Below are 26023 nucleotides of genomic sequence, written 5' to 3'. Positions count from 1 at the left end.
CCGCGATCGGGCCCGGGCGCAAGCCGGCGCCGCGCCAAGGCCCGAGCGACAAGCCCCGAGCGATCAGCCTTCCGACCGGGCCTCGCGGTCCCACGCCGCCTCGACCTCGAGCGATTGCTTGTCGCGCTTGCAGGTCGCGAGTGCGGCATCGCGGCCGTCCTCGCGGTAGGTGACGGCGAAGTCGCCCTTCGCCACCTCGCCCTCGATGCGGGTGTCCTCCGTCGAGCCGGCATGGCCGACATAGCGCAGGCTGGTGCCGTAATGGCCGCTCCAGAAGAACGGCGTCTCGGCGAACGGCGCCGCATCGCCGAGCAGCGTGCGGGCGACGTGCTGGCCCTGGCGCTGGGCATGGACCCAGTGCTCGACCCGCAGGCGCTCGCCGCTGCGCGGATCCGGATAGGCGGCGACGTCGCCGATCGCGTAGATCCCGGGGGCGGAGGTGCGAAGATGCCCGTCGACCGCGATGCCGCCGCCCTCGTCCTTCCCCGCGAGCGTCAGGCCGGCCCCCGCGGCGAGGTCGGCACGAGGCGCCACGCCGGTGCCGAGCACGACGAGGTCGGCCTCGATCCGGCTGCCGTCGTCGAGGGCGAGCGCGCTCCCGTCGAAGCCCGTGACCTTGCGGCCGAGCCGGAACGTCACGCCCTTCTCCTCGTGCAGGCCCTGGACGAAGCGGCCGACCGTCTCGCCGAGGACACGCGCCAGCGGCACCGCGTCGGGCGCCACCACCGTCACCGTCTTCTCGCGGGCCACCATCGCGGCGGCGACCTCGAGGCCGATGAAGCTCGCCCCCACGACCGCGACGCTGCGGGCCTTCCCGGCCGCGGCGATCAGCGCGTCGGCGTCCCGGAGGCTGCGCAGGGTGTGGACCTCCGGCCGGTCGAAGCCCGGCAGGTCGGGCCGCTGCGGCGCGGCGCCGGTCGCGATCACCAGGGCGTCGTAGGGCAGCCGCTCGCCGCCCGCGGTGACGGCCTCCTCGGCCCCGAGATCGAGGGAGACCACCCGGTCGCGCAGGAGGCGCGGGCCCCCGCCGCGGTAGAAGTCGTCCGGGGCGAGCCGCGTCGCCTCGCGCGCCGCCTTGCCGGAGAGATACTGCTTCGAGCAGAAGGTGCGATCGTAGGGCGGATCGGGATCGTCGCTCACCAGGGTCACGGCGGCGCCGTGGCCGGCCCGGGCGAGCCACTCGGCGCAGGCATGGCCGCCGGCGCCGCCGCCGACGATCACGACCCGTCCGGGGGATCGCCCCGGAGGTTTCGCCGCCGCCTCGCGGCGCCCGGTCACGGTGATGCGGCCGTCGCGCTCCTCGGCGCGGTAGCACGGCAGCGGGTCGAAGGCCGGGGCGCCGACCGCCTCGCCGGTCTCGAGGCTGAAGCGGGCATGGTGCCAGGGGCAGCGCAGCTCGCCCTCGACGACGATCCCCTTGGCCATCGGCGCGCCGAGATGGGTGCAGCGGGCGCCGATCGCCCTGACCTCTCCGTCGCGGCGCAGGAGCAGGACCTTGTCCTCGCCGAGCGTGCCTTCGAGCATCGCGCCCTCGGGCAGGTCGCCCGACGCGATCCCGCGGGCGAAATCCGGCTTCCGTTCGGAATTCGTGTCGGCCATGGCCTGCCTCTTCGTCAATCGGCGCATTCGTCGGCAGGCAACGCATCTGTGCCCTGACGGTGCCGTCGGCGACAGCGTCAGGCGATGCCGTCGACGACGAGTCGCAGGCGTTTCGGCCCCCTGAGGGAGGATCCGTCCCGGTAGGGCGGCGGGTCCTCGGCGAGGCGGGGCGCGCGCAGCCGCGCGGCGAGCGCCGTCAGCGCCGCCTCGGCCTCGATACGGGCGAGCGGCGCGCCGACGCAGTAATGCAGGGCGCCGCCGAAGCCGAAATGCTGGTTGTCCGCGCGGTCGGGATCGAACCGGTCGGGATCGGGGAAGCGCGCCGGATCGCGGTTGCCCGCGGCGAAGAGCAGCACCAGGGGCGCGCCTTCCGGGATCACCGTGCCGGCGATCGGGATCGGCGCCCGGGCGACCCGGGTGCGGTAATGCACCGGCGGCTCGTAGCGCAGCAATTCCTCGATCACCCGCGGCGCCCGCTCCGGATCGGCGCGCAGGCGCGCGAGCTCGTCGGGATGCCGCAGCAGCGTCAGCATGCCGTTGGCGATGAGGTTCACGGTGGTCTCGTGGCCGGCGATCAGGAGCAGGATCGCGGTGGCGATCAGGTCGGGATCGCTCATCCGCCCGGCCTCCGGATCCCGTGCGGTGGCGAGCCCCGAGAGCATGTCGTCGGCCGGTGCCTTCCGCTTCTCGCGGATCAGGTCGCGCATGTAGCCGGCGATGGCGTCGAAGGTCTCGGTATTGCGGGCCCGCAGGGCCTCGTCCTTGCGGCTCTCGGGCTCGAGGGCGGTGGCGAGCTGCGTCGCCCAGGCATGGAAGCGCGGCTCGTCCTCCCGCGGCACGCCGAGCAATTCGCAGATCACCGTGACGGGCAGCGGATAGGCGAGGTCGTCGACGAGGTCGAAGCTCGCCGCCTCCGCGCATCGCTCCAGGCACTCGGCCACCAGGGCGTCGGTCCGCCGCTTCATGCCGCGCACCCGCGCCACCGTGAACTGCGCCATCACCTGGCGGCGCAAGAGCCCGTGGTCGGGGGGATCACGGAAGATGAAGGGGCGGTGGCGGTCGGCGATCCGGTCCTTCAGCGGGTTGACGATCCAGTCCTTGACCGGGTTGCCGGTCCGCGGGTGCTCGGCCGGCGGCAGGTCCTCCGAGCTGACCCGGGGATCGTGCAGCAGGGCGCGGATCTCGGCATGGCCGCTCGCCACGACCGTCCCGTCGTCCTGGCGCGCCACCGGCCGCGCGCGCAGGCGGGCGTAGAGCGGGTAGGGGTCGGCGCGGTTGCGGGGATCGCGGACCTGCGCGAACAGCGTGCCGTCGGAGGCGTCGGTCATGAGGGAACCTCGGATCACGCAGGCTGCAGGGCGGGCAGCCCCGACGGCACCGGCCGCACGCTCGGCTGGTCGGCGCCGCCGACGATCGGCGGGAACGGCGCGCCCTCCCGGATCGGCGCCTCGTAGGCCGGCAGCCAGCGCCCGGCATCGACCGAGACCGCCGCGACCGTGTGGCCCTCGCGCCCGTAGACCGCCAGGAAGCGGCCGGTCCTCGGATGGCCCTGCACGACCGCGACCGCGTCGGCGCCCTCGGTGAGGCCGAGCGACTTGATGGTGAGCCCGAACTGGCTCGACCAGAAGGCCGGCACCTCGGCGTAGCGCCCGGCGGCCTCCGGCCCGTCGATCATCGCCCGGGCGGCGTGCGCGGCCTGCGCGACGGCGTTGCCCCAATGCTCCAGGGCGACCGGGCGGCCGCCGAAGAGCGGATGGGGACAGCGCGCCACGTCGCCGGCGGCGAAGATCGCGTCGTCGGGCCGTCCCGCCTCGTCGAGGGCGCGGCAGGCGCCGTCGCAGGACAGCCCGCCCTCGTCCGCGTCGAGGCCCGAGCCGGCGAGCCACTCGGTGTTGCGCACCGCGCCGAGCGCCACCACGACGAGGTCGGCCGCGATCGTGCCGCCGTCGGTGAGCCGGGCGCCGCGGACGCGGCCGGCCGCGCCCTCGAGATGCGCCACCTCGGTGCCGACGCGCAGGTCGATCCCGGCCGCCTCCATCCGCCCGGCGACGAAGCCGCCGATCACCGGGCCGAGAGGCCCGGCGAGGGGGGAGGGCGCCGGATCGGCCACCGTGACCGGCAGCCCGAGGGCGCGGATGCTGGAGGCGACCTCGCAACCGATGAAGCCGGCCCCGAGGATCAGCACCCGCTCCGGCCGCGCCGCCAGCCCGGCGGCCAGCGCCGCCGCGTCGTCGCGGCTGCGCACGGTGTGGACGCCCGCGAGCGCCGCCTCGTCGGGCACGGGCCAGGGCCGGGCGCGGGCTCCGGTGGCGATCAGCAGGCGGTCGAAGGGCAGGCGCTCGCCCCCGCCCACGAGGAGCGCCCGGCCGGCGCGGTCGAGGCCCGTCACCGGCGCGCCGAGGCGCCACTCGGCCCGGAGCGCGCCGACGCCCGGCAGGGTGGTGGCCTCCGGCGCGATCTCCCCGGTGAGGACGTGCTTCGACAGGGGCGGCCGGTCGTAGGGGCGGTGGGGCTCGTCGCCGACGAGGACCAGCCGGCCGGAAAAGCCGCGGGCCCGCAGGGCCTCGGCCCCGCGCAAGGCCGCGAGCGAGGCACCCGCGACGACGATGGTGCCGTCCCTCACGCCGCGCCCGCCGGGGCGTCGTGCTCGACCCGGATCGCGCGGACCGGGCAGGCCTGCACCGCCCGCTCGATCGCCGCACGGTCCGCCGCGGGCGGCGCCGGATCGTAGACCAGGATCTCGTTGCCCCGCAGCACGAAGCGCTCCGGCGCCGCGTAGCAGCACTGGGCGTAGGCCTGGCAGCGATTCAGGTCGACGACGACGCGCATCCGCGATTCCTTCGAGAGGACGAGAGGAGCCGGCAAAGGGGAGATTCGTCGGCTCCCGCGGGAGAACCGCGGTGACCGGGCCCGGTTCCGGCAGCCGCAGCGTGCGACCGGCCAGCACGGCCGTCGATCTCGCCGTCCCCTGTTATGTCAAACGGCGGATTCCCGTGAGAAAGCGGTTTTCTGGAAAGATAATTCTTGCCTTCCTGGCCAACGCGAACTTAAGGGTATGGAACCGATTTGCAGTGATTCCCGAGCGCGCAGGCATGGACGAGACTGCCAACACTCACGATCAGATCGTTACGCTGACAGCCGACATCATCTCTGCCTATGTCAGCAGCAACCATCTCCAGAGCGCCGAGCTGCCGAAGCTGATCGCCGACGTCTTCGCGGCGTTGAACGAGATGGCGCAAGGCGGCAAAGCTGCCCCGGAGCCGCCGCATCCGAAGGCGACCCCGGGCGAGATCCGCCGCTCGATCACCCACGACTTCCTGATCAGCTTCGAGGACGGCAAGTCGTACAAGACGCTGCGCCGTCACCTCACCTTGCGGGGCCTGACCCCGGAGGCCTACCGGCAGAAATGGGGCCTGCCCCACGATTACCCGATGACCTCGGCGAGCTATTCCGAGCAGCGCTCGGAGCTGGCACGCTCGCTCGGCCTCGGCCAGCAGCGCCGCCGCAGCGCCGCGCGGCCCGACGACGAGGCCGGCGAGGCGATCGGGAACGACACCGCGCCTGCCCCCGAGCCGGAGGTCGAGGCCGCCCCGGCTCCCGAGAACCCGACCGACGGCAAGCCCCGCCGCGGCCGCCGCGGCTGAGCCCGCGACGCCGTCTCCCCCCGGCGCCGATGCGCCGAACGCGCCCGCCTCGGCGTGTCATGCGGGCGCGCGACGGTCTCGTATCCACGCGCCTTGCCCTCGCGCCTCGGCATCGACCCGTCGATGCCGAGGCGTCCGGCGCATCGGCGCCGGCGCAATGAACAGGAGACCTTGCGGGCTCGGCCAGCGCCGTCGAACGGATCCGTTCGACGGCGCTGCTGTCTCAACCGGTCGCCAGCGCGGTGAAGCCCCGCGACACCGCGACCGCACCGGGATCCTCCACCCCGGCGAGGTCGGCGGCGGCGAGATAGCTCGACCGGCCGGTCCCGGCCCGGGTCATGCCGGCGGTGGCGGCGGCACCGTCTGCGGCCGCCCGCGCCGCCGCGGCGAGGCCGCCGGAGCGCAGGGCCTGGAGGGCCGGCACCAGGGCGTCGAGGAGCGTGCGGTCGCCCGGCCGCGCGCCGCCATGGGCCTGGAGCCGGACCGCACCCTCGTCGAAAGCCGCCGGCCAGCCCGCCCCTGCGGCGAGGCCCGCGCCCGCCGCCTCGAAGAAGATCGACATCAGCACCCCGCTCGATCCGCCGGCCACCCGGCCGAGGCGGTCGGCGAGGGCGCGGCACAGGGCGGCGGGCTCGGCCTGCGGCAGCCGGTCGAGATCGGCGAGCACGGCGCGGGCCGCCGCGGCGAAGGTCGTGCCGGTATCCCCGTCCCCGACCCGGGCATCGAGGGCGTTGAGCTCCGCCTCCGCTCCGATCAGGGCGGTGCAGACGGCCGTGATCGCCCGCGCCACCGCGGGATCGGACGACGGCGTCGGCGCCGGACCCCGGCCGAGGCCGTCGGGCAGGGGGCGCGTCGCCGGCGCGCCGACCGGCCGGGCGGGCGGCCAGGCCGGCGCATCGGTCGGGGCGGCGAGCGCCCGTTCCGTCGCGGCGTCGAGGGGCATCAGCGAGAGCGAGGCCCCGTGCATGTCGAGGGCGGTCATCGCGGCGGCCGGCCCGAGGAGCAGGCGCACCCGGGCGCCCAGCGGCGTCGCCAGGACCGCGCGGGTCAGCACCTGCATCTCCAGCGCCGTCGTGCCGCCGAGATCGTTGACGAGGAGGGCCAGCGGCCCGTCCGCCGGCAGCGCCTCGGCGAGGCGCGCCGTCATCAGGCGGGCCAGCGCTGCGGCCGGCGGCAGGGCGATGCGCTCGATGCCGGGCTCGCCGTGGATGCCGAGACCGAGCTCCGCCTCGCCGGGAGCGAGGCGCGCCTCCGCGCGCCCGCCCAGCATCGTGCAGCCGGAGACCGCGATGCCGAGGGACTTGACGCCCCCGGCCGCCGCCCGCGCCGCCGCCGCCACCTCGGGGAGCGGACGGCCGGCCTCGGCGGCGTGGCCCGCCGCCTTGTGCACCAGGAGCGTGCCGGCGACGCCGCGGGGTTGCGCCGCCCCCGGGATCGCGACGTCGTCGGCGACCGTGACCGTCTCGACCATGAGCCCGCGGGCGCGCGCCCGCTCGGCGGCGAGGCCGAAGTTCAGCCGGTCGCCGGCGTAGTTCTTGATGATGACGAGACAGCCCGCCGGCCCGGTCACCGCCAGGATCCCCGCCAGCACCGCGTCGACGGAGGGCGAGGCGAACACGTCGCCGCAGACCGCCGCGGTGAGCAGGCCCCGCCCGACGAAGCCCGCATGGGCCGGCTCGTGGCCCGCGCCGCCGCCGGAGACGACCGCGACCCGGTCGGCGCGCCAGTCGGCCCGCAGCACGACCCGGATCGCCGGGTCGCCGTCGAGCCGGGCGAGCCGCCCGCCGCTGATCGCGACGAGGCCGTCCACCGCCTCCGCCACCAGGGCGGCGCGGTCGTTGATGAAATGGGCCATCGGGTCCCCTCCCGGCGGCTCCCGCCCCGCGGCGGTCCTGCGCCGGGGCCGATCCTGCCAAAAGCGCGGCCCTCCCGCCATCGCGGACGGCTTTGCCGAATCGGCCGCTTCGGGCGATAAGGCGCGACTCTCACCACCGGCCGCGCCGGGACGGCCGACGCCTCCCTCGCCTGCGTGCCTGCCTTCCGTGGACTCGCCGCGACGCCGATGAGCGACCCCCTTCCGTTCCTGGCCGGCGGCGGCCGCGCCGCCGCGATGATCCGCGCGCGCGACTGGTCGGGTCATCCGCTCGGCCCCCCCGGAACCTGGCCCGAGGCCCTGCGCACGGCGCTGAGCCTGGTGCTGAACTCGCCCGAGAGCATGATCCTGGCCTGGGGCCCGGACCTGCATTTCTTCTTCAACGAGACCTACTTCCCGCTGCTCGGGCCCCGCCTCGACTGGGCGATGGGGGAGCGCTTCGACCGGGTCTGGGCCGACGGCTGGGAGCAGGCCAAGCCCATCATCGACGACGCCCTGGCGGGACGCAGCCGGCGCTTCGTCGACCTGCCGTGGAAGCTCGGCACCGACCGGGGCGAGGCCGACACCTGGTGGACCTTCTCCTACTCGCGCGTCCTCGACGGCGCGGGCGGCGTCGCCGGCCTGTTCATCCTCACCAACGAGACCACCGCGCAGGTGACGGCGACCCGGCGCTTGCGGGAGAGCGAGGCGGTCGCCCGGGAGAACATCCAGCGGGTCCAGCTCGCCCTCGGCGCCGGGGCGATCATCGGCACCTGGTTCTGGGACCTGCCGACCGACCGCTTCACCGTCGACGAGGCCTTCGCCCGCAGCTTCGGCCTCGACCCGACCCTGGGCCGCGAGGGCCTGAGCCTGGAGCAGGTGATCGAGACGGTCCATCCCGACGACCGGGCCGGCCTGATCGCGGCGATCGACGCGGTGGTGATCCGGGGCGGCGCCTACGCGCACCAGTACCGCACGCGGCGCGCCGACGGGAACTACTACTGGCTGGAGGCGAACGGGCGGGTCGACCACGCCCCCGACGGCACGCCGCTGAGCTTTCCCGGAGTCCTCATCGACGTCGACGAGCGCCGCGCCGTCGAGGCCGAGCGCGACCGCGCGATCGCCCAGCTGCGGGCCCTGACAGAGACGCTGGAGCAGCAGGTGGCGGAGCGCACCGCCGAGCTGATGCGGGCCGAGGAGGCGCTGCGCCAGTCGCAGAAGATGGAGGCGGTGGGCCAGCTCACCGGGGGGCTCGCCCACGACTTCAACAACCTGCTCGCCGGCATCTCGGGCTCGCTCGAGCTGATGCAGACCCGCATCGGGCAGGGGCGGCTCAAGGACGTCGACCGCTACATGACGGCGGCGCAAGGGGCGGCCCGGCGCGCCGCGGCGCTGACCCACCGGCTCCTCGCCTTCTCGCGCCGCCAGACGCTCGATCCCCGGCCCACCGACGTCAACCACCTCGTCGCCGGGATGGCGGAGCTGATCCGGCGCACCGTCGGCCCGGCGATCGAGATCGCGGTCGAGGCCGCCCCCGACCTCTGGACCGTCCTCGTCGACCCGCCGCAGCTCGAGAACGCGCTGCTCAACCTGTGCCTCAACGCCCGCGACGCGATGCCCGACGGCGGGCGCATCGCGATCGAGACCGCCAACCTCGACCTCGACGCGGCGGCGGCGCGCGCGCACGAGGTCCCGCCCGGCGACTACCTGTCGCTTGCCGTCTCCGATACCGGCGCCGGCATGGCGCCGGAGGTGATCCAGCGCGCCTTCGACCCGTTCTTCACGACGAAGCCCCTCGGCCAGGGCACGGGCCTGGGGCTGTCGATGATCTACGGCTTCACCCAGCAATCGGGCGGGCAGGTGCGCATCGCCTCGGCGGTGGGGCAGGGCACCACGGTGCGCCTCCTCCTGCCGCGCCACGACGGCGCCTCGGAGCGGGAGGCGGCGGAGGCGCGCCTCGCCGAGGCGCCCCGGGCCGAGCGGGGCGAGACGGTGCTGATCGTCGACGACGAGCCGACCGTGCGGATGCTGGTGACCGAGGTGCTGGAGGATCTCGGCTACACCGCCATCGAGGCGGCCGACGGCGCGGCCGGCCTCAAGGTGCTGCAATCGGAGGTCCGCATCGACCTCGTCGTCACCGATGTCGGCCTGCCCGGCGGCATGAACGGCCGCCAGATGGCCGATGCGGGCCGGGTGCGGCGGCCGGGCCTGAAGGTGCTGTTCATCACCGGCTACGCCGAGACCGCGGCGCTCGGCCCGGGCCGGCTCGAACCCGGCACCGCCGTGCTGACCAAGCCCTTCGTGGTCGAGGCCCTGGCCCTGCGCATCCGCGAGATGCTCGCCCTCGCCTGATACCGCGCCGGCGCCGCGACGTCGGGACGCGGGATGCCGCTACGTTACCTGGAATTAATCCCCTCGGGCGCAAGAGAGAGGACGCCCAAGACCTTCCGGGAAGGCCCCCCATGTTCGCCTCCGCGCGCCGCGCCAGCACCGCCGCCAAGCTGGACGCCATCGAGCGGTCGCAGGCGTTCGTCGCCTTCGACCTCAACGGCATCGTGATCGAGGCGAACGAGAATTTCCTGCAGCTGATGGGCTACGGCCTCGACGAGGTGCGCGGCCGCCACCACCGCCTGTTCGTCGACCGCGCCGAGGCGGCGGATCCCGCCTACGAGGCGTTCTGGGACACCCTGCGCCGGGGCGAGATCCAGAGCGCCGAGTTCCGGCGCCTGGCCAAGGGCGGCCGCGAGGTGTGGATCCGCGCCAGCTACAACCCGGTGCTCGACGCCCGCGGCCGGCCGGTCCGGATCGTGAAATTCGCCCTCGACATCACCGCCGAGAAGCAGGCCGCGACCGATGCCGCCGGCCAGATCACGGCGATCAACCGCTCGCAGGCGGTGATCCACTTCGCCCCCGACGGGACGATCCTCGACGCCAACCCGCATTTCCTCGCGGCGATGGGCTACGGCCTCGACGAGGTGCGCGGGCGCAACCACCGCATGTTCGTCACGGCGGAGGAGGCCGAGTCGCCGGATTACCGCGATTTCTGGGCGCGGCTCTCGCGCGGCGAGTACCATGCGGGCGAGTTCAAGCGCCGGGGCAAGGACGGCAACGAGGTCTGGATCCAGGCGACCTACAACCCGATCCTCGACGCGACCGGCCGCACGGTCAAGATCGTGAAGTACGCCGCCGACATCACCGCCGCCAAGCAGGAGGCGGCCGACACGGCCGGCAAGATCGAGGCGGCGCTCCGCTCGCAGGCGGTGATCGAGTTCGACATGGACGGCACCATCCTGGATGCCAACGGCCATTTCCTGACTGCCATGGGCTACGGGCTGCACGAGATCGTCGGCCGCCACCACCGCATGTTCGTCACCCCCGACCAGGCCGAGAGCCGGAGCTACGCCGAGTTCTGGGACGGCTTGCGGGCCGGGCGCTACTCCGCCGCGGTCTACCAGCGCATCGGCAAGGGCGGCCGCGAGGTCTGGATCCAGGCGACCTACAATCCCGTCCTCGACCTCAACGGGCGCCCCTGCAAGGTCATCAAGTTCGCCACCGACGTCACCCACAGCATGAGCGTGCGGTCCCGCGCGATCGCGGCGACCGAGACGACCCTGACCCGGGTCCAGGCGGTGGCGGCGGCCTCGGAGGAGCTGTACCGCACCTCGGAGGCGATCGCGGGCCGGATGGGCCAGTCGCGCGAGGCGGTCGAGGCGATCCAGGAGCGGATGGGCAAGGCGAGCCGCGCCACGGCGCAGCTCGACGAGGCCGCCCAGGCGATGAACGGCGTCGTCGAGGCGATCACCGCCATCGCCGAGCAGATCAACCTCCTGGCCTTGAACGCCACCATCGAGGCCGCCCGCGCCGGGGCGGCCGGCCGCGGCTTCGCGGTGGTGGCGGCGGAAGTGAAGAACCTCGCCGGCCAGGCCCAGGCGGCGACGGGGCGGATCACCGGCGAGATCGGCGCGATGCAGGCGGTGTCGCGCGAGGTCGCCGAGGCGCTCGGCTCGATTTACGGCGCGGTCGACACGGTCCAGGGCTTCATCGTCGAGACGGCCATCGCGAGCGAGCGCCAGCGCAGCACGAGCGGCGACGTCAACACCAACATCCAGGTCACCGCGGCGGGCGTCGCCGACATCGCCGGCAACCTCGACGAGTGGCTGGTCGGCCTGGAGGAGCGGCGAATCCAGGAGCGCGTCCGCACCTCGCTGTCGGCCCGGATCGCCCTGCCGGACGGGTCCGGGCCGGTCGAGGCCATGACCTGCGTCGTCCTGAACCTCTCGGCCTCGGGTGCCAAGATCGCGCTCGATCGGCCGGTGCGGCTGCCGGCCCGGATCGTGCTGCACGTCGAGGACCGGCCGGCGCAATCCTGCGAGGTGATGCGCCAGCACGGGTCCGAAGTCGGCCTTCGCTTCCTGGCGTGACGGGACGATATTTTCCACCGGAAACCATCTCGTTAGCCGGCTTCTTATCATTGGTCCCGTCACGCGCGGGCGCGGCGGGACCGTCCGTCTAGAGCCGCGGCCAGCCCAGGAGCCGCCCGGGCGCGAACGGCGCCACCGGAACGGCGGGTGCCTCGCCGGTGGCGAGGTCGGCGACGAGCCGGCCGGTGATCGGGCCGGTCGAGAGGCCGATATGGCCGTGGCCGAAGGCGAAGATCAGGCCGTCGTGGCGCGGCGCCGGGCCGATCACCGGCAGGCCGTCGGGGGTCGAGGGGCGCGAGCCGAGCCAGGGCCGGTTGTCGAGGGGCTGGCCGAGGCGCACCGTGCCGGCGGCCTCGCGCGCCGCCGCCTCGATCTGGCGGTAATCCGGTGCTGCGTGACGGTCGGCGACCTCGACGCCGGAGAGCACCCGCACCCGGCCCTCGCCCATCGGCGACAGGATCGAGGCGGCGCCGGTGTCGTAGATCGGCCGGGTCAGGGCCGGGCTGCCGGGCTGGAGCGCGTAGTGGCGGTGATAGCCGCGCTCGGCCGCGAAGGCGAAGCGGTAGCCGAGCGGCCGGGCGAGCTCGTGCGCCGCCGCTCCCGTCGCCAGCACCACCTGGCGCGCCCGCACCACGCCGCCCGGATGGACGATGCGCCAGCCCTCTTCCGTCGGCTCCAGGCGGCTCACGGTGGTGCACAGGGTCCGCCCGCCGAGGCCGGCGAACAGCGCTTCGCAGGCCTCGACCAGACCGCCCGGATCGGCGACGGCACCGGTCTCGGGCAACAGCATCGCCCGGGCGAAGGGCCGGATCAGCGCCGGCTCCAGCGCCTGGATCGCCGCGCCGTCGAGGATCTCGAACGGCACGCCGTGATCCGCCAGGATTTCGCGCTCCAGGCTCGCCCCGGCGAAGGCCTCCTCCGTGCGGTAGAGCTTCACCCAGCCGCATTCGCGCAGGAGATGGGGCACGCCGGCCCGCTCGGAGAGGCGCTTGTGCTCGGGATAGGCGGCGTTGGTCAGCGGCGCCAGGGCGTCGGCGGCCCGGCGCCAGGCCGAGGTGCGGGCGCTCGCCAGGAAGTGGGCGGCCCACGGCATCACCCGCAGCAGGTGCAGGTGGCGCAGGCGAAGCCCGGCATCGGCGTTGCGCAGATAGGCCGGCAGCTTGGCCCAGAGCGCGGGGCTCGACATCGGGAAGATCGAGCCGCGGCTGACCACGCCGGCATTGCCGTAGGAGGTGCGCGCCCGCGCCTCGCCGGGATCGCACAGGACCACGTCCCGCCCGCGATCCTTGAGGGCGATGGCGGAGGACAGGCCCACCATCCCGCCGCCGACCACCACGATGTCGGCCGTCCGTTCGTCCTGCTGCATCGAAGAACTCTTTCGCCGCTCGAGGCTCGTCATTGTCCGAGGAGTCCTCCCCATCCGCGACCTCATCCCGGGGCGCCCGCGCAGCGGGCCTCGAAGCAGGGCTCCAGTCGGCACGGAGCGATCCGGAGCCCTGCGTCGAGGCGAGCAACGCTCGCACCCCGGGATGAGGTCGCGGGTGGGGAGGGGGAAGAAGCGAGAGGGACCGGCCGCACGCCGACGGGCCGGGTGGGCCCTCAATCCGGCAACCCCGCCAGATCCCGCACCGTCCCCAGGAGCACCCGCGTCGCCGCGTCGGCATCCTCCAGGGTGATCGATTCGGCCGGGTTGTGGCTGATGCCGCCGCGGCAGCGCACGAACAGCATCGCCGACGGGCCGAGCGCCGCCATCGCCACCGCGTCGTGGGTGGCCCCCGAGGGGAGCAGCAGGGGAGCGTGGCCGAGGCGCCGCGCCGCCCGGTCGAGGGCCGCCTGCAGGCCCGGATCGAGGGCGACCGCCGGGTTGTCCATGAAGGTCTCGCAGGAGAAGCCGACCCCGCGGCGCCGCGCGACCGCCCGGCACGCGGCTTCAATCGCCTCGAACAGGCCCCGCCGGGCCGCATCCTCCGGCGCGCGCACGTCGAGGCTGAAATCGACCCGGCCGGCGATCACGTTGACGGCGCCCGGCACCACGGTGAGCGAACCGACCGTCGCGACCGCGCCCGCCACGCCCTCGCCCAGCCGCTCGACCGCGAGCGCCATCTCGGCGGCGGCGGCGAGCGCGTCGCGGCGCATCCCCATCGGCACGGTGCCGGCATGGTTGGCCTCCCCCGTCACGGTGCAGCGCGCCCGGGTCAGCCCGACGATGCCCGAGACCACGCCGACCGGCTGCACCGCGGCCTCGAGCGCCGGTCCCTGCTCGATGTGGATCTCGAGGTAGCCGGCGATCTCGCCCGGGCGGCGGGCGAGGGCCGGTATGCCCGCCGGGTCGCCGCCGAAGGCGGCGAGCGCCTCGCGCAGGGGCGTGCCGGCGGCGTCGCATCCGTCCAGCCACTCGGACCGGTACTGCCCGGCCCAGGCCTTCGAGGTCGAGAGCGAGGTCGGGAAGCGCACGTTCTCCTCGTCGCCGAAGGCCACCACCTCGATCGCGAAGGGCAGGGACGCGCCGCGCAGCTCCTCGGCGACGACGAGGCCGGCCGCCACCCCGAGCGGGCCGTCGTAGCGCCCGGCGTCGACCACGCTGTCGATGTGCGAGCCGAGCACCAGGGCCGGCAGGCCGGGCTCCCGCCCCTCGATCCGCCCGACCACGCTGCCGGCGGCGTCGATCCGCGCCGTCATCCCGGCCGCCCGCATCAGGCCGAGCACCGCGTCGGCGGTCGCCCGGTGGGCCGGCGACAGGTAGAGCCGGGTGAGCCGGCCGGGCTCGTCGGTGTGATGGGCGAGGTCGTCGATCAGCGCCATCACGCGGGCGCCGAGGCGGGGGGTGGGCTCGGTCATGGCGTCGGTGGTGGCGTCGGTCATGGCTGGTCGCGACCCTGCGGTGTCGAGCGGGCGGTATGCAGGGTCGATGCCGGTCGAGGCAACCGGGTCGCGGCGCATGGCGCCGCGCGGGACTGCCTGGCGTGGACGGCGCGTGGACTGCGATTGTGATGCCTCGATTGCGATGCCTTGCACCTTCGAACGGAAGCGTCCGACGGCGCTGGCGAAGCCCGCAAGGTCTCCATCTCGTCGTGCCGGCGCCAGTGCGAGGGGGGAGCCGGCGCGGATTTCGTCCCGGGCAGCCCTGCCTGTGGCCGGGTCAGGCCTTTGCGGAGCGCGTCCCGTCGAGAGGCGCGAGCGCGGTGGCAATCGAAGCGGGAGGCCTGACGCGCCCGAGATCCCGGGCGAGGCCGGGGAGGTCCGGCACCGGAGCGCTCCCCTCGCCGAACAACGCCGCGTCGAGGGCGGCGAGCCGCCGGGCGAGGTCCGGATCGGCGCGCCACGCCGCGGCGAGGCCCGGGTCGCGGCGTGCGGCCTCGGTGAGGGCGGCGTGGCACGCCCGGGCGTCGCGCCGCCGCGCGGCCCGGGCGAGTGCCCGGAGGGCGCCCGCCGCCGGCATCTCGCCGCGGCGGCGGGTGCCCCAGGCGCCGAGGCCGAAGCCGAAGGCGGCGAGGCCCGCCAGCAGCGCCCGCCAGGGCGAGGCCGGGGGCGGGGGCGCCTCGTCCGGGGTTGTCGCGGTGCGCCCGCCGATGATGCGGGCCGGGATCTCGGCCTCGCGCATCACCCGCGCCCGGGTATCGAACCACGGGATGGCGATCGCCGACAGGGTGATCGGCTCGGGCACGCCGGGGCGCACGTCCCAGCGGTAGGTGACGCGGGCCACCGGCCCCGCCGGGGTGATGCGGGTCTGCCGCTCCACCGGCCCGGCGAAGGTGAGGACGCCGCGGGTGCGCAAGGTCGGCCGCGGCGGCAGGGCGTCGGCGGTGACGCCGCGGGCGTCGAGCGTCACGGTGCGGCGGGCCGGCTCGCCGAGCTTCAACCCTTCGGGCTCGGGCTCCCACTGGTCCGTCACCGTCACGTCCTGCGCCGCCAGCCACCAGGGTTCCTTCGCGTCCGGCCCGCCCGGTCCCTGCCAGGCCGCGACCTCGAGCGGCAGGGGGGCGGAGCGCACCTCGACCACCCGGCGCTCGCCGCCGTCGACGATGGTCAGGCGATGGACGAAGGGATCGATGACGAAGCGGCCGGGCCCCTGCGGGAAGACCGCGACCGTGCGCTCGAAGCCGCGCGCCTCCTGGCCCTGGATCGTGGCGCGGGTCCAGCGGTCGCGGCCGAGCTGGGTCCAGCCGAAATGCGGCAGGCTCGGCTGGCGCAGGTCCTCGAGGGCGATCTGCGCCCGGTAGGTGCCGCGGATGTGCAGGAGCACCATCTCGCGCGGGAACGGCGTCGCCCCGCCCGGCACCTCGGCGGTGACGGTCAGGCCGAGGTCGCCGTCCTCCAGCGCCCGGGCCGGCGCCGCGGCGAGCACCAGGGCGGCGACGAGACACCATCTCGCCATGGGTTGCCTCACCATGGGTTGCTCCCGGGCTGGACGGCGGTGCCGGCCTCGCGCCGGCGGGTCTGCTCGGCGAGGATCCGCAGGCGGACGAAGCGGCCGGGATCGTCCGGCAGCGTCGCGAGCCAGTGCCGGTCGGGGCGGATCTCGCGGGCCTCGAAGCTCTTCGAGACCCGGCGCACCTCGCGCTCGATCACCTCGGACACGCTGGCATTGCCGCCGCCCCGGCGCCCGCCGCCCTCCGCGTCGCTCGCCGAGCCGCGGGCCTGGCCGCGGCCGGGATCGACCGACCGCTGCTCGGCCCGGCCGGTGCGGGCGGCCTTGGAATTGCCGGGCGAATCGGCGGCCGAGGAGGCCTCGCGGTGGCCGGCGAGCCCCTCGCCGGTCGAGGCGGTGCCGGGATCCTCGGCATCCGATTCGGTCTTGGTGGCGTAGCGGGTGGCGGCGTCCGCCTGGGCGTTGGCCTGTCCGGCGGTGCGCCCGCCCGGCGCGTCCGGCGTGTCGAGGAGGCGTGCGATCAGCTCGCGGTTCGCCTTGGCGTCCTCGTCCGCGGGGTCGCGGGCAAGCGCGGCGTCGTAGGCCGCGAGCGCGCCCTTGAGGTCGCCCGCCCGCGCCAGCGCGTTGCCGCGGTTGTAGGGGGACGACGCGAAGGCCGCGGCCGCCTCCGCGTAGCGGCCGGCGGCGTAGAGGGCGGTGCCGCGCCAGGCCGGGTCGTCGCTGACGCGCGCGGCGAGCCCTGGCAGGCCGGCCCCGATGAGGAGGCGGGCGAGGGCGGCGGGCTCGGCGGCGAGGCCCAGGAGCGCGGCCGCCCCGGCGGCGAGGAGGATCCGCATCAGGCGCTCCGCCGGAAGAGGAGCAGGACCGGGACGAGCGCGAGGCCGGCGAGAAAGCGGCCGAGATCCTGCCAGGCGAGCACCGCGTAGCCTCCCTCGGCGAGGTGGCGGGCGACGCTCTCCGACATCGCCGCGACGACCGGGCCCGGCGCGTCGAGGCTGCCGGCCGCACCGTTGCCGAGGGCGGCGAGGCGCGCGAGCCCGGCACCGTCCGGCCGCGGCGCGTCGGGCGGCAGGGCGGGATCGGTCACCAGCACGGTGTGCACCCGGTGGCCCTCGGCCGCCAGCGCCGCCGCCTCGCGCGAGGCCGCCTCGTCGAGGCCGCCGCCGTCGGTCAGCAGCACGACGTCGCCGGTCACGACCGCGCTCTCGGCGAGCGTCCGGCGGGCGAGCGCCAGCGCCCGGGCCGGGTGGCTGCCGCGGTCGGGCACGGTGGTCCCGTCGAGGGCGAACAGGATCGTCCCGAGGGTGTCCTGGTCGGTGGTCGGCGGCGCGGCGAGGTAGGCGTCGCCCCCGTAGGCGATGAGCGCCACCGCCTTGGTGCCGGCGGCCTCGGCCAGCCCCTGCGCCAGGACCCGGGCCTCGCCGAGGCGCCCGCCCTCGGCGACCGAGCGCGACAGGTCGAGGGCGACGATCGCGGCGTCGAGGTTGCGGAAGCCCGCGGTGTCGCGGCGTTCCAGCGCCGGGCCGGCGAGGCCGAGGGCGAGGAGGGCGCCGGCCAGGACGAGGAGCCGCTGCCCGCCGCGCCGGCCCGGCCGCACCGCGCCGCGGGCCTGGAGCGCCGCCATCAGGTGCGGCTCGACGACCCGGGCCCAGTCGCCCAAGGGGGCCGCGCGGTGGGCGGCGCGCCAGGCGAGGAGCCCGAGGACGGGCAGGGCGAGGAGCCACCAGGGGCGCAGGAGGGTGAAGGCCTCGGTCACGCCGCCCTCCGGGTCAGCAGCAGGACGAGGGCCGCGAGCAGCGCCAGCCCGCCCGGCCACGGCCAGAGGTCGCGCCGCAAGGGGACCGGCGGGGCCCGGTCGCGGCCGCCCTCGAGCGCGTCGATGCTGTCGGCCACGCCGGCGAGGTCGTCGGTGGTGCGCACCCGGAAGAACCGCCCGCCGCTCGTCGCCGCGACGTCGCGCAACGCCTCGGAATCGACGACGTCCTGCTCGCCGTTCGCATCGGCGAGGTCGCGGGGGCCGAGCGCGATGGTGTGGACCCGGATGCCGAGCTCGCGGGCGAGGAAGGCCACGTCCCGCGGCGTGGTCTGGCCGGCATTGTTGGCCCCGTCGGAGAGCAGCACCACCACCTTGGACGGGCCGGGCAGCGCGTCGAGGCGCTTCAGGGCGAGGCCGAGCCCGTCGCCGATGCCGGTCGAGCGGCCGACGAGGCCGATCTGCGCCTCCTCCAGCGCCCGGGCGACGGCCTGCGTGTCGAAGGACGGGGCGGCCGCCACGTCGGCCTGATCGGCGAAGATCACGAGGCCGACCCGGTCGCCGGCCCGGCGGCGGATGAAGTCGGCGCCGACGCGCTTGACCGCGGCGAGCCGCGAGGTGGTGCGGCCGTCGAGCGCGAAGTCGATCCGCTCCATGCTGCCCGAGAGGTCGAGGGCGAGCACGATGTCGCGTCCCGAGGCCGGCAGCGCGGCGCCGGGCAGCACCAGCCGCGGGCCGGCGAGGGCGGCGACGAGGGCGATCCAGAGCATCCAGGTCAGGGCGGCGCGCCCCCGCGTGCCGAGCCTGAGCGGCCCGCCGCTCTCGAGCCCGGCGACGAGGGAGGCGGGCACCGTCAGGGCGCCGCTGGTGCCGGCCTTCGGCGGCAGGAACCGGGCGGCGAGGAGCGGCAGCGGCAGCAGCAGTCCGGCGAGCGGCGCGGCGAAATCGAGGGAGGCGAGGCCGGCCATCGGTCCCTCAAGCCCGCAGCCGCGCGACGAGGCGGGCGAGGCCGGCCTCCGTCGCGGCGAGGTCGGGCGCCGGGCCCGGGGCGTAGAGGTTCTCGGTCAGCGCCCGGCCGGGACCGGTTCGGAAGAAATCGGTGCGCAAGCGCGCATCGAGCCCCGCCGGTCCCTCGACCCCGAGGCTGCGGGCGAGCCGCCGGGCGAGGCGCGCGAGGGCGAGGCGCCGCTCGTCCGGCGGCAGGGTGCGGGCGGCGGCGAGTTCGGCGAGCGCCGCGCGGCGGATCGGGCGGCCGCGCCGGCGCGGCCAGAGCCAGGCCGCGAGGCCGGCGAGCGCCAGGCCGGCGACGATCGCCGCCAGGATGTCGAGCCGCACCAGCCCCGGATCGGGCGGGGCGTGCAGGCCGCGAAGCCCGGCGAGCGCTTCGTCACAGCACGGCATCGAGCCGCTCCAGCAGGGGGGCGAAGCCGTCCGGCCCGGTCTCGGTGTCGAGGCGCACCACCGTGACGCCGAGGCGGGCGAGGCCCGCGACCCGCTCCTCCGGCGCCGGCCTCCGTCCCCCGATCCGCGCGGTGCCGCGCTGCCCGTCCGGGGTGGCGTAGGGGTAGAGGCCCGGCGGGGCCTCGCGCTCGAAGGCGTCGCTCACCAGGATCAGGCTGACCGAGACCCGCTCGGCCAGGACCGCCAGGGTCTCCGCAAACTCCTCGCCCGGGGCGTCGAGGGCGCTCGCCAGGACCAGGTGCCCGCCCGCCGGCAGCAGGGCGCGGGCCCGCTCCAGGGCCGGGCCCAGCGGGGGATCGGCCTGCGGGTCGGCCGCGAGCGCCGCCCCGTGCGCCCGGGCGAGGCCCTGGCACAGGGCCGCCATGCCGCGCCCGCCGCCCCGCGGCGGCAGCGCCACCGACTCCGCCCCGCCGACGCTGAGCAGCCCGACCCGGCCGCCATCGGCGGCGATGCGCCAGCCGAGCAGCGCCAGCGCCTCCGCGGCCGCGACCGAGCGCAGGGCCCGGCGGGTGCCGACCAGCATCGAGGGCCGGAAGTCGGCGAGCATCACCACGGCGCGGTCGCGCTCCTCGTGGTGGGTGCGGACGTGGAGAATGCCGGTGCGGGCGGTGGCGTTGCGGTCGATGTGGCGCACGTCGTCGCCCTCCGCCCAGAGGCGGACGTCGTCGGGCTCGCTGCCGCGCCCGCGCCGCCGGGTGACGATGCCGCCGGGCAGCCCCGTGCGGACCCGGCTCGCCGCCCCGGCGCCGCGGCGGGCGAGGTGGCGCAGGCCCATGAGCGCGCCGGATTCGACGGCGATGCCGGGGGCCTGGAGCGGATCGGTGCCGGGACGCGGCCGTGCCGGGGTCGGGATCATCGTCAGAGCGGGCGCACCCGGTCGAGGAGGCCCGCCACCAGGGCGCGGGCGGTCTGCCCTTCCGCCGCGGCGCGCCAGGTGAGCGCGAGGCGGTGGGCGAGCGCATCGCCGGTGAGCGCCACGACGTCGTCCGGCACGACGTGGTCGCGCCCGTGCAGGTAGGCCCGGGCCTTGCCGGCGAGCATCAGCGCGAGCGTGCCGCGGGGCGAGACCGGGTGCTCGATCGCCCCGCGCAGGTCGGCCGCCGCCGGCCCGCCGCGGGTGGCGGCGACGAGGCGGACGAGGAAGTCCTTGAGGGCCGGCGAGACGTGGGTCTTGAGCGCCGCGGCCCGGGCGGCGCGCAGCTCGTCCGCCGTGAGCCGCACCGGCATCGGCGCGGCCTCCTCGGTCATCTCGCCCTCGACGAGGTCGAGGATGCGGCGCTCGGAGGCCTCGTCCGGCATCTCGACCACGACGTGGAGCAGGAACCGGTCGAGCTGCGCCTCCGGCAGCGGGAAGGTGCCGGCATGCTCGATCGGGTTCTGGGTCGCCACCACCATGAAGGGATCGGGCAGCGGGTGGGTGACGCCCGCCACCGTGACCTGCCGCTCGGCCATCGCCTCGAGGAGGGCCGACTGCACCTTGGGCGGCGCCCGGTTGACCTCGTCGACCAGCACCAGGGAGTGGAACAGGGGACCCGCGAGGAACTCGAACCGGCCGCCGTCGGGCCGCCAGACCGTGGTGCCGGTGAGGTCGGCGGGCATCAGGTCGGGGGTGCACTGGATGCGGGCGAAGCCCGTGTGGAGCCCGTCGGCGAGGCGCTTGACCGCACGGGTCTTGGCGAGGCCCGGCGCGCCCTCGATCAGGAGATGGCCGCCGGTGAGGAGCCCGATCAAGAGCCGCTCGACGAGGCCGGACGCGCCGATCAAGCCCGCCTCCAGGCCGGTCCGCAGGGCCTCGAGCCGGGCGCGCACCGGATCGTCGGGCGTCGGTCCATCGAGGCCGGTCCTCGTGACGCTCCGCGCCACGGCCTGCTCAGCGCCTCGCGCCATTCCGTGCGTCTCCCTCGGGCCGGTGCGTCGTGCCGGCGTTGCGGCGATCAGGCCGCGTCTTCCCCGGTGCGTCAATCCCGGGGGGAGGGGGACAGGGGTGTGCTTAAGTCCGCGGCGGAGGCAAAGGCGCCTGTAGCGAACCCGGCTCGCGCTGCTCGAATGAAGATGGCGGGATCCCCTCTCCCGGGTGGGAGAGGGGTAGGGGTGAGGGTGACACGCTTCAGTATTGATCGCTGAGCATGGTGTTTGCGGCGGGACGGTCAGAGCACGACTCAAGACCGTAGCACCCTCACCCCCGGCCCCTCTCCCACACGGGAGAGGGGAGAGCGCCCCCTGGATGAGCATCCCGCCTCACGTCTTAAGGTCCCTCACACCGTCCAGGGCGCCGGCCGGTTCGGGCTGAGTCCGTAACGCGCCACCGCCTCCGCCACCGTCGCGCGGTCGAGCTTGCCCTCGTCGGCGAGCGCCGCGAGCGCCGCCACCGCGACGTGGTGCCGGTCGACCTCGAAGAAGGCCCGCAGGGCGCTGCGGGTGTCGCTGCGGCCGAAGCCGTCGGTGCCGAGCGTGACGTAGCGGGCCTGGATCGCGGTCGCGATCAGTTGCGGGTAGGCGCGGACGTAGTCGGTGGCGGCGACGACCGGCGCCAAGCCGGGCAGCGATTCCTCGACGAGGCTGCGCTTTGCCGGCAAACCGGGGTTCAGGCGGTTGGCACGCTCGACCTCGCGGGCCTCGCGGGCGAGCTCGCTGAAGCTCGTCACGCTGTGGACCTCGCTGGCGATACCCCACTCCTCGGAGAGCAGCTTCGCGGCGGCGATGACCTCGGGCAGGATCGCACCCGAGCCGAGAAGTCGGATAGCCGGCTCATCATCTCCGTAGCCGGCAAAACGGTACATCCCGCGGATGATCCCGTCCCGCACGCCCGCCGGCATCGACGGCTGGGCGTAATTCTCGTTCATCGCCGTGACGTAGTAGAACGCATCGACGTCGCGCTCCATCATGTCGCGGGCGCCGTGATCGAGGATCACCGCCATCTCGTAGGCGAAGGCCGGGTCGTAGGCGCGGCAATTCGGGATCGTCGCGGCGACGAGGTGGCTCGACCCGTCCTGGTGCTGCAAGCCCTCGCCGCCGAGCGTGGTGCGGCCGGCGGTGGCGCCGATCAGGAAGCCGCGGGCGCGCTGGTCGGCCGCCGCCCAGATCAGGTCGCCGACGCGCTGGAAGCCGAACATCGAGTAGTAGATGTAGAACGGCAGCATCGCGAGGCCGTGGACGCTGTAGGACGTCGCGGCCGCGGCCCAGGACGAGATCGCGCCGGCCTCGGTGATGCCCTCCTCGAGCAGTTGCCCGTCGCGGGACTCCTTGTAGTAGAGCATCGAGCCGGCATCCTCCGGCTCGTAGAGCTGGCCGAGCGGCGAGTAGATGCCGACCTGCCTGAACAGGTTGGCCATGCCGAAGGTGCGCGCCTCGTCGGCGACGATCGGCACGACCCGCGGGCCCAGCTCCTTGTGCTTGATCAGGCTGCTGAACAGCCGCACCGCCGCGGTGGTGGTCGACATCTCCTTGCCGTCGGCGTCCAGCGCGAAGCCGGCGTAGGTGGAGAGATCCGGCACCGCGACGTGGGCGGCGGTGCGGCGGCGCTTGGGCAGGAAGCCGCCGAGCTTTTCGCGCCGCTCGCGCAGGTAGCGCAATTCGCGGCTGTTCTCGTCGGGCTTGTAGAACTCCAGGCCCTCGACCTGCGCATCGGTGAGCGGCAGGGCGAAGCGATCGCGGAACGCCTTCAGCGCGTCGGTGTCGAGCTTCTTCGCCTGGTGGGCGGTCATGCGCGACTCGCCCGCGCCTCCCATGCCGTAGCCCTTCTTGGTCTTGGCCAGGATCACGGTCGGGCGGCCCTTGGTCGCCTTGGCGGCGGCAAAGGCGGCGTAGAGCTTACGGAAATCGTGTCCGCCGCGCTTGAGCTTGTCGACGTCGCCGTCCGACATGTGGGAGACCAGCGCCTTCACCTCCTCGTCCTCACCGAAGAAGTGGGCGAGGTTGTAGGCGCCGTCCTTGGCGCCCAGCGTCTGGTACTTGCCGTCGACCGTGGCGGCGAAGCGGCGCAGCAGGGCGTGGTTGGTGTCGCGGGCGAAGATCGCGTCCCATTCCGAGCCCCACAGCACCTTGACGACGTTCCAGCCGGCGCCGCGGAAGACGCTCTCCAGTTCCTGGATGATCTGGCCGTTGCCGCGCACCGGCCCGTCGAGACGCTGGAGGTTGCAGTTGATGACGAAGGTGACGTTGTCGAGCTTTTCGCGCGCCGCCAGCGTCAGGGCGCCGATCGATTCCGGCTCGTCCATCTCGCCGTCGCCGAACACGCCCCAGACGTGCTGGCCGGCGGTGTCGGCCAGCCCCCGGTCGCTGAGGTAGCGCATGAAGCGCGCCTGGTAGATCGCGTTCATCGGCCCGATGCCCATCGAGCCGGTCGGCACCTGCCAGAACTCGGGCATCAGCCAGGGATGCGGGTACGAGCACAGGCCCTCCCCGGCGATCTCCTGGCGGTAATGCTTCAGGTTGGTCTCGGAGAGACGCCCTTCGAGGAAGGCGCGGGCATAGACGCCGGGCGCCGAGTGCGGCTGGAAGAACACGAGGTCGGCGCCCGCTCCGCTCGCGTCGCCGGCCTGGAAGAAGTGGTTGAAGCCGAGCTCGAAGATCTCGGCGGCGGAGGCGTAGGAGGCGACGTGGCCGCCGAGCTCGCCGTAGGCCATGTTGGCCCGCACCACCATGGCGAGCGCGTTCCAGCGCATGATCGAGGTGATGCGCTCCTCGACCGCGAGGTCGCCCGGATAGGGCGGCTGCTTCTCGAGGGAAATGGTGTTGCGGTAGGGCGAGTAGGGCGGCGCCTCCTCGACGACGCCGATCTCCCGCGCCTTCTGCTCCAGCCGGTCGAGCAGGAAGCGGGCCCGGGCGGCGCCGCCGTGGCGCAAAACCGATTCGAGCGAGGCGAGCCAGTCCGCGGTCTCGGCCGGATCCGGATCGGCCACGCCGCGCGGGCCCAGAATGGCTTGGTTGCCGGTACGCTCGTTCTCGTTGACCGGCACGGCCGGGATCGGCTTGGCGCTCGCGCTCATGGCCTGGATTCCTCCCTTGGATCGCGCCAGGATAGTTCCCCGGTCGCGGTAGATGCTGCTTCGTTTGCCGCCGCTGCGGCGGGATGCGCAAAACATTTTCGCCGGAACGGGCGTTCACGGTCGATCTTGCCGCAGGCGGGTAGCCGACCGGCACCGTCCGGCGGTCCGCGCCCGACCCCGGATTCCTGGCAGCGCGCCCGGCGCGGCCATTCCGAGGAGCCCGATCGCCGGACGCCCACCGGGTAGCGTCAATGGCACTTTTGTCCTAAGCTCACAGCCGAAATCGGGCCGTGCGGGGCCTGCCTGCCCGTCGCTCTTCTTGCGTCGAAGCCGCTTCGACGCGGAAAGACGGGATCGTCGGCCCGCCCAGGCCCGAACGCGCTCGGGGAGCCACCGTTCCGATGACCGCCGATACGGCCGCCAGCCTGCTCCAGACGCCCCTGCACGCGCTGCACCAGGAGGCCGGCGCCCGGATGGTGCCGTTCGCCGGCTATAGGATGCCGCTGCAATACCCGCTCGGGCTCCTCAAGGAGCACCTGCACACCCGCAGGGCGGTTGGGCTGTTCGACGTCTCGCATATGGGCCAGATCGCCGTGCGGGCCCGCTCCGGCGACCTCGCCGACACCGCCCGCGCCCTCGAGACGGTGGTGCCGATCGACGTCGTCGGGCTTCCGCCCGGCCGTCAGCGCTACGGCTTCCTGACGACGCAGGGCGGCGGCATCCTCGACGACCTGATGCTCGCCAACCTGGGCGACCATTACCTGCTGGTCGTCAACGCCGCCAACAAGGCCGCCGACCTCGCCCACCTGCTCGACGCGATCGGCACCGAGTGCACGGTGGAGCCGGTCGACCGGGCGCTGATCGCGCTCCAGGGCCCGGGGGCGGAAGCGGCGCTCGCCCGCCATCTGCCGGCGGTGGCCGAGATGCGGTTCATGGATGCCCGTGCCGTCTCGTTCCAGGGCGAGGACGGCGTCATCGTGCGGGCCGGCTATACCGGCGAGGACGGGTTCGAGATCGCGCTGCCGCCCGGCTCCGCCGTGGCGCTCGCCCGGGCGCTGCTCGCCGATCCGGACGTGAAGCCGGTCGGCCTCGGCGCCCGCGATTCGCTGCGCCTCGAGGCCGGCCTGTGCCTGCACGGCGCGGACATCGACCACGAGACCTCGCCGGTCGAGGCCGGCCTGTCCTGGGCGATCCCGAAGGTGCGGCGGCGCAGCGGCGCCCGGGCCGGCGGGTTTCCCGGCGCCGAGCGCATCCTTACCGAGCTGGACGACGGGCCGGCGCGGCTGCGGGTCGGCCTGCGCCCGGAGGGGCGCACGCCGGTGCGGGCGGGCGCGGCGCTCTATGCCGCCGCGGATGCGTCCGAGCCGGTCGGCCGGGTCACCTCCGGCGGCTTCGGGCCGAGCCTGGACGGGCCGATCGCCATGGGGGTGCTGCCGAGCACGCTGGCCGTGCCCGGCACCCCCGTCTTCGCCGAGGTGCGCGGCCAGCGCCTGCCCTGCGCGGTGGCGCCGCTGCCGTTCCGCCCCGCCGGCTTCAAGCGTTCCTGAACGAGGGAGTGTCCTTCATGCTGAAATACACCGACGAGCACGAGTGGCTGCGCCTGGAAGGCGACGTGGCGACGGTGGGGATCACCGACCACGCCGCCGAGCAGCTCGGCGACCTCGTCTTCGTCGAGCTGCCGAAGGTCGGCGCCACGCTGACCAGGGGCGCCGCCGCCGCGGTGGTGGAATCGGTCAAGGCGGCCTCCGACGTCTACGCGCCGGTCGACGGCGAGGTGACCGCGATCAACGAGGCCGCGGTGAGCAACCCGGAGAGCGTCGGCACCGACCCGCAGGGCGCCGGCTGGCTCTACCGCGTGCGCCTCAGCGATCCGTCCCAGCTCGACGGGCTGATGGACGAGGCGGCCTACCGCGCCTTCGTCGGCTGAACTGCGACG

20 protein-coding genes are annotated in these 26023 nt (G+C 74.7%); 5 read left to right on the top strand and 15 right to left on the bottom strand.

Annotated elements, in window-relative coordinates; translation table 11 throughout:
* Nucleotides 1-63 precede the first annotated feature (63 nt).
* The 4 genes from A5481_RS13215 to A5481_RS13200 form a co-directional block, all read right to left on the bottom strand.
* Entirely contained in the window at nucleotides 64-1599 is a 1536-nt protein-coding gene (locus tag A5481_RS13215) for an FAD-dependent oxidoreductase (protein WP_048432033.1), read from the bottom strand.
* Nucleotides 1600-1676: 77 nt separating this feature from the next.
* Nucleotides 1677-2927, bottom strand: a complete 1251-nt coding sequence (locus A5481_RS13210) for a cytochrome P450 (RefSeq protein ID WP_048432034.1) — start codon at nucleotides 2925-2927, stop codon at nucleotides 1677-1679.
* Between the two features lie 14 nt (nucleotides 2928-2941).
* Nucleotides 2942-4222, bottom strand: a complete 1281-nt coding sequence (locus tag A5481_RS13205) for an NAD(P)/FAD-dependent oxidoreductase (RefSeq protein WP_048432035.1) — start codon at nucleotides 4220-4222, stop codon at nucleotides 2942-2944.
* Nucleotides 4219-4428, bottom strand: a complete 210-nt coding sequence (locus A5481_RS13200) for a ferredoxin (protein WP_048432036.1) — start codon at nucleotides 4426-4428, stop codon at nucleotides 4219-4221. The genes A5481_RS13205 and A5481_RS13200 overlap by 4 nt, the downstream gene beginning before the upstream one ends.
* Before the next feature lie 263 nt (nucleotides 4429-4691).
* Between A5481_RS13200 and A5481_RS13195 the strand changes: the two genes are divergently transcribed.
* Entirely contained in the window at nucleotides 4692-5243 is a 552-nt protein-coding gene (locus tag A5481_RS13195) for a Ros/MucR family transcriptional regulator (protein ID WP_048432037.1), read from the top strand.
* A gap of 223 nt (nucleotides 5244-5466) precedes the next feature.
* On the opposite strand, the gene A5481_RS13190 is transcribed toward A5481_RS13195, so the two are convergent.
* On the bottom strand, nucleotides 5467-7098 hold the full coding sequence (locus A5481_RS13190; RefSeq protein ID WP_048432038.1) for a dihydroxyacetone kinase subunit DhaK: 1632 nt from the start codon (nucleotides 7096-7098) through the stop codon (nucleotides 5467-5469).
* A gap of 207 nt (nucleotides 7099-7305) precedes the next feature.
* Here A5481_RS13190 and A5481_RS13185 point away from each other — a divergent pair, with 207 nt between their 5' ends.
* A complete protein-coding gene (locus tag A5481_RS13185) occupies nucleotides 7306-9447 on the top strand; it encodes a hybrid sensor histidine kinase/response regulator (RefSeq protein ID WP_064503983.1) in 2142 nt (713 codons plus the stop codon).
* Between the two features lie 110 nt (nucleotides 9448-9557).
* On the top strand, nucleotides 9558-11516 hold the full coding sequence (locus tag A5481_RS13180; protein WP_048432040.1) for a methyl-accepting chemotaxis protein: 1959 nt from the start codon (nucleotides 9558-9560) through the stop codon (nucleotides 11514-11516).
* A gap of 88 nt (nucleotides 11517-11604) precedes the next feature.
* Here A5481_RS13180 and A5481_RS13175 read toward each other — a convergent pair whose 3' ends face one another.
* The 10 genes from A5481_RS13175 to mdeB all read right to left on the bottom strand — a co-directional run bounded on the left by A5481_RS13175 (nucleotide 11605) and on the right by mdeB (nucleotide 24087).
* The gene (locus A5481_RS13175; protein WP_048432041.1) at nucleotides 11605-12882 is read right to left on the bottom strand and encodes an NAD(P)/FAD-dependent oxidoreductase; all 1278 of its coding nucleotides are present in this window, start codon (nucleotides 12880-12882) and stop codon (nucleotides 11605-11607) included.
* A 233-nt stretch (nucleotides 12883-13115) separates the two neighbouring features.
* On the bottom strand, nucleotides 13116-14378 hold the full coding sequence (locus A5481_RS13170) for an allantoate amidohydrolase (protein ID WP_048432042.1): 1263 nt from the start codon (nucleotides 14376-14378) through the stop codon (nucleotides 13116-13118).
* Nucleotides 14379-14655: 277 nt separating this feature from the next.
* Entirely contained in the window at nucleotides 14656-15906 is a 1251-nt protein-coding gene (locus tag A5481_RS13165) for a BatD family protein (RefSeq protein WP_048432043.1), read from the bottom strand.
* Nucleotides 15900-16721 (bottom strand): tetratricopeptide repeat protein, encoded by an 822-nt coding sequence (locus A5481_RS13160; RefSeq protein ID WP_048432044.1) that lies wholly within the window; start codon nucleotides 16719-16721, stop codon nucleotides 15900-15902. The genes A5481_RS13165 and A5481_RS13160 overlap by 7 nt, the downstream gene beginning before the upstream one ends.
* A complete protein-coding gene (locus tag A5481_RS13155; protein WP_048432045.1) occupies nucleotides 16721-17641 on the bottom strand; it encodes a VWA domain-containing protein in 921 nt (306 codons plus the stop codon). Before A5481_RS13155 ends, A5481_RS13160 begins: the two co-directional genes overlap by 1 nt.
* Entirely contained in the window at nucleotides 17638-18606 is a 969-nt protein-coding gene (locus tag A5481_RS13150) for a VWA domain-containing protein (RefSeq protein WP_048432046.1), read from the bottom strand. Before A5481_RS13150 ends, A5481_RS13155 begins: the two co-directional genes overlap by 4 nt.
* A gap of 7 nt (nucleotides 18607-18613) precedes the next feature.
* Nucleotides 18614-19039 (bottom strand): DUF4381 family protein, encoded by a 426-nt coding sequence (locus tag A5481_RS13145; protein ID WP_048432047.1) that lies wholly within the window; start codon nucleotides 19037-19039, stop codon nucleotides 18614-18616.
* The gene (locus tag A5481_RS13140) at nucleotides 19026-19955 is read right to left on the bottom strand and encodes a DUF58 domain-containing protein (RefSeq protein ID WP_048432048.1); all 930 of its coding nucleotides are present in this window, start codon (nucleotides 19953-19955) and stop codon (nucleotides 19026-19028) included. Before A5481_RS13140 ends, A5481_RS13145 begins: the two co-directional genes overlap by 14 nt.
* Before the next feature lie 2 nt (nucleotides 19956-19957).
* Entirely contained in the window at nucleotides 19958-20986 is a 1029-nt protein-coding gene (locus A5481_RS13135) for an AAA family ATPase (protein ID WP_082172922.1), read from the bottom strand.
* A gap of 368 nt (nucleotides 20987-21354) precedes the next feature.
* Nucleotides 21355-24087: an alpha-ketoglutarate dehydrogenase gene (gene mdeB / locus A5481_RS13130; RefSeq protein ID WP_048432049.1), complete on the bottom strand. Its 2733-nt coding sequence runs from the start codon at nucleotides 24085-24087 to the stop codon at nucleotides 21355-21357.
* 401 nt (nucleotides 24088-24488) lie between these two features.
* On the opposite strand from mdeB, the gene gcvT reads away from it, so the two are divergent.
* Both gcvT and gcvH read left to right on the top strand, forming a co-directional pair.
* Nucleotides 24489-25634, top strand: a complete 1146-nt coding sequence (gene gcvT / locus A5481_RS13125) for a glycine cleavage system aminomethyltransferase GcvT (RefSeq protein ID WP_048432050.1) — start codon at nucleotides 24489-24491, stop codon at nucleotides 25632-25634.
* Between the two features lie 17 nt (nucleotides 25635-25651).
* On the top strand, nucleotides 25652-26014 hold the full coding sequence (gene gcvH / locus A5481_RS13120; protein ID WP_048432051.1) for a glycine cleavage system protein GcvH: 363 nt from the start codon (nucleotides 25652-25654) through the stop codon (nucleotides 26012-26014).
* The last annotated feature ends 9 nt before the right edge of the window (nucleotides 26015-26023 follow it).

This window comes from Methylobacterium platani (genome assembly GCF_001653715.1).
GTDB lineage: Bacteria > Pseudomonadota > Alphaproteobacteria > Rhizobiales > Beijerinckiaceae > Methylobacterium > Methylobacterium platani.
The sequence above is the reverse complement of the archived record's forward strand: the minus strand, read 5'-3'. Positions and strand labels throughout refer to the sequence as shown.

What these genes read in the sequence shown, in the direction of transcription:
- A5481_RS13215 (WP_048432033.1), bottom strand. Translation starts at nt 1,599, where the DNA reads ATGGCCGACACGAATTCCGAACGGAAGCCGGATTTCGCCCGCGGGATC.
- A5481_RS13210 (WP_048432034.1), bottom strand. Translation starts at nt 2,927, where the DNA reads ATGACCGACGCCTCCGACGGCACGCTGTTCGCGCAGGTCCGCGATCCC.
- A5481_RS13200 (WP_048432036.1), bottom strand. Translation starts at nt 4,428, where the DNA reads ATGCGCGTCGTCGTCGACCTGAATCGCTGCCAGGCCTACGCCCAGTGC.
- A5481_RS13195 (WP_048432037.1), top strand. Translation starts at nt 4,692, where the DNA reads ATGGACGAGACTGCCAACACTCACGATCAGATCGTTACGCTGACAGCC.
- A5481_RS13190 (WP_048432038.1), bottom strand. Translation starts at nt 7,098, where the DNA reads ATGGCCCATTTCATCAACGACCGCGCCGCCCTGGTGGCGGAGGCGGTG.
- A5481_RS13185 (WP_064503983.1), top strand. Translation starts at nt 7,306, where the DNA reads ATGAGCGACCCCCTTCCGTTCCTGGCCGGCGGCGGCCGCGCCGCCGCG.
- A5481_RS13180 (WP_048432040.1), top strand. Translation starts at nt 9,558, where the DNA reads ATGTTCGCCTCCGCGCGCCGCGCCAGCACCGCCGCCAAGCTGGACGCC.
- A5481_RS13175 (WP_048432041.1), bottom strand. Translation starts at nt 12,882, where the DNA reads ATGCAGCAGGACGAACGGACGGCCGACATCGTGGTGGTCGGCGGCGGG.
- A5481_RS13170 (WP_048432042.1), bottom strand. Translation starts at nt 14,378, where the DNA reads ATGACCGACGCCACCACCGACGCCATGACCGAGCCCACCCCCCGCCTC.
- A5481_RS13165 (WP_048432043.1), bottom strand. Translation starts at nt 15,906, where the DNA reads ATGGTGAGGCAACCCATGGCGAGATGGTGTCTCGTCGCCGCCCTGGTG.
- A5481_RS13160 (WP_048432044.1), bottom strand. Translation starts at nt 16,721, where the DNA reads ATGCGGATCCTCCTCGCCGCCGGGGCGGCCGCGCTCCTGGGCCTCGCC.
- A5481_RS13150 (WP_048432046.1), bottom strand. Translation starts at nt 18,606, where the DNA reads ATGGCCGGCCTCGCCTCCCTCGATTTCGCCGCGCCGCTCGCCGGACTG.
- A5481_RS13145 (WP_048432047.1), bottom strand. Translation starts at nt 19,039, where the DNA reads ATGCCGTGCTGTGACGAAGCGCTCGCCGGGCTTCGCGGCCTGCACGCC.
- A5481_RS13140 (WP_048432048.1), bottom strand. Translation starts at nt 19,955, where the DNA reads ATGATCCCGACCCCGGCACGGCCGCGTCCCGGCACCGATCCGCTCCAG.
- A5481_RS13135 (WP_082172922.1), bottom strand. Translation starts at nt 20,986, where the DNA reads ATGGCGCGAGGCGCTGAGCAGGCCGTGGCGCGGAGCGTCACGAGGACC.
- mdeB (WP_048432049.1), bottom strand. Translation starts at nt 24,087, where the DNA reads ATGAGCGCGAGCGCCAAGCCGATCCCGGCCGTGCCGGTCAACGAGAAC.
- gcvT (WP_048432050.1), top strand. Translation starts at nt 24,489, where the DNA reads ATGACCGCCGATACGGCCGCCAGCCTGCTCCAGACGCCCCTGCACGCG.
- gcvH (WP_048432051.1), top strand. Translation starts at nt 25,652, where the DNA reads ATGCTGAAATACACCGACGAGCACGAGTGGCTGCGCCTGGAAGGCGAC.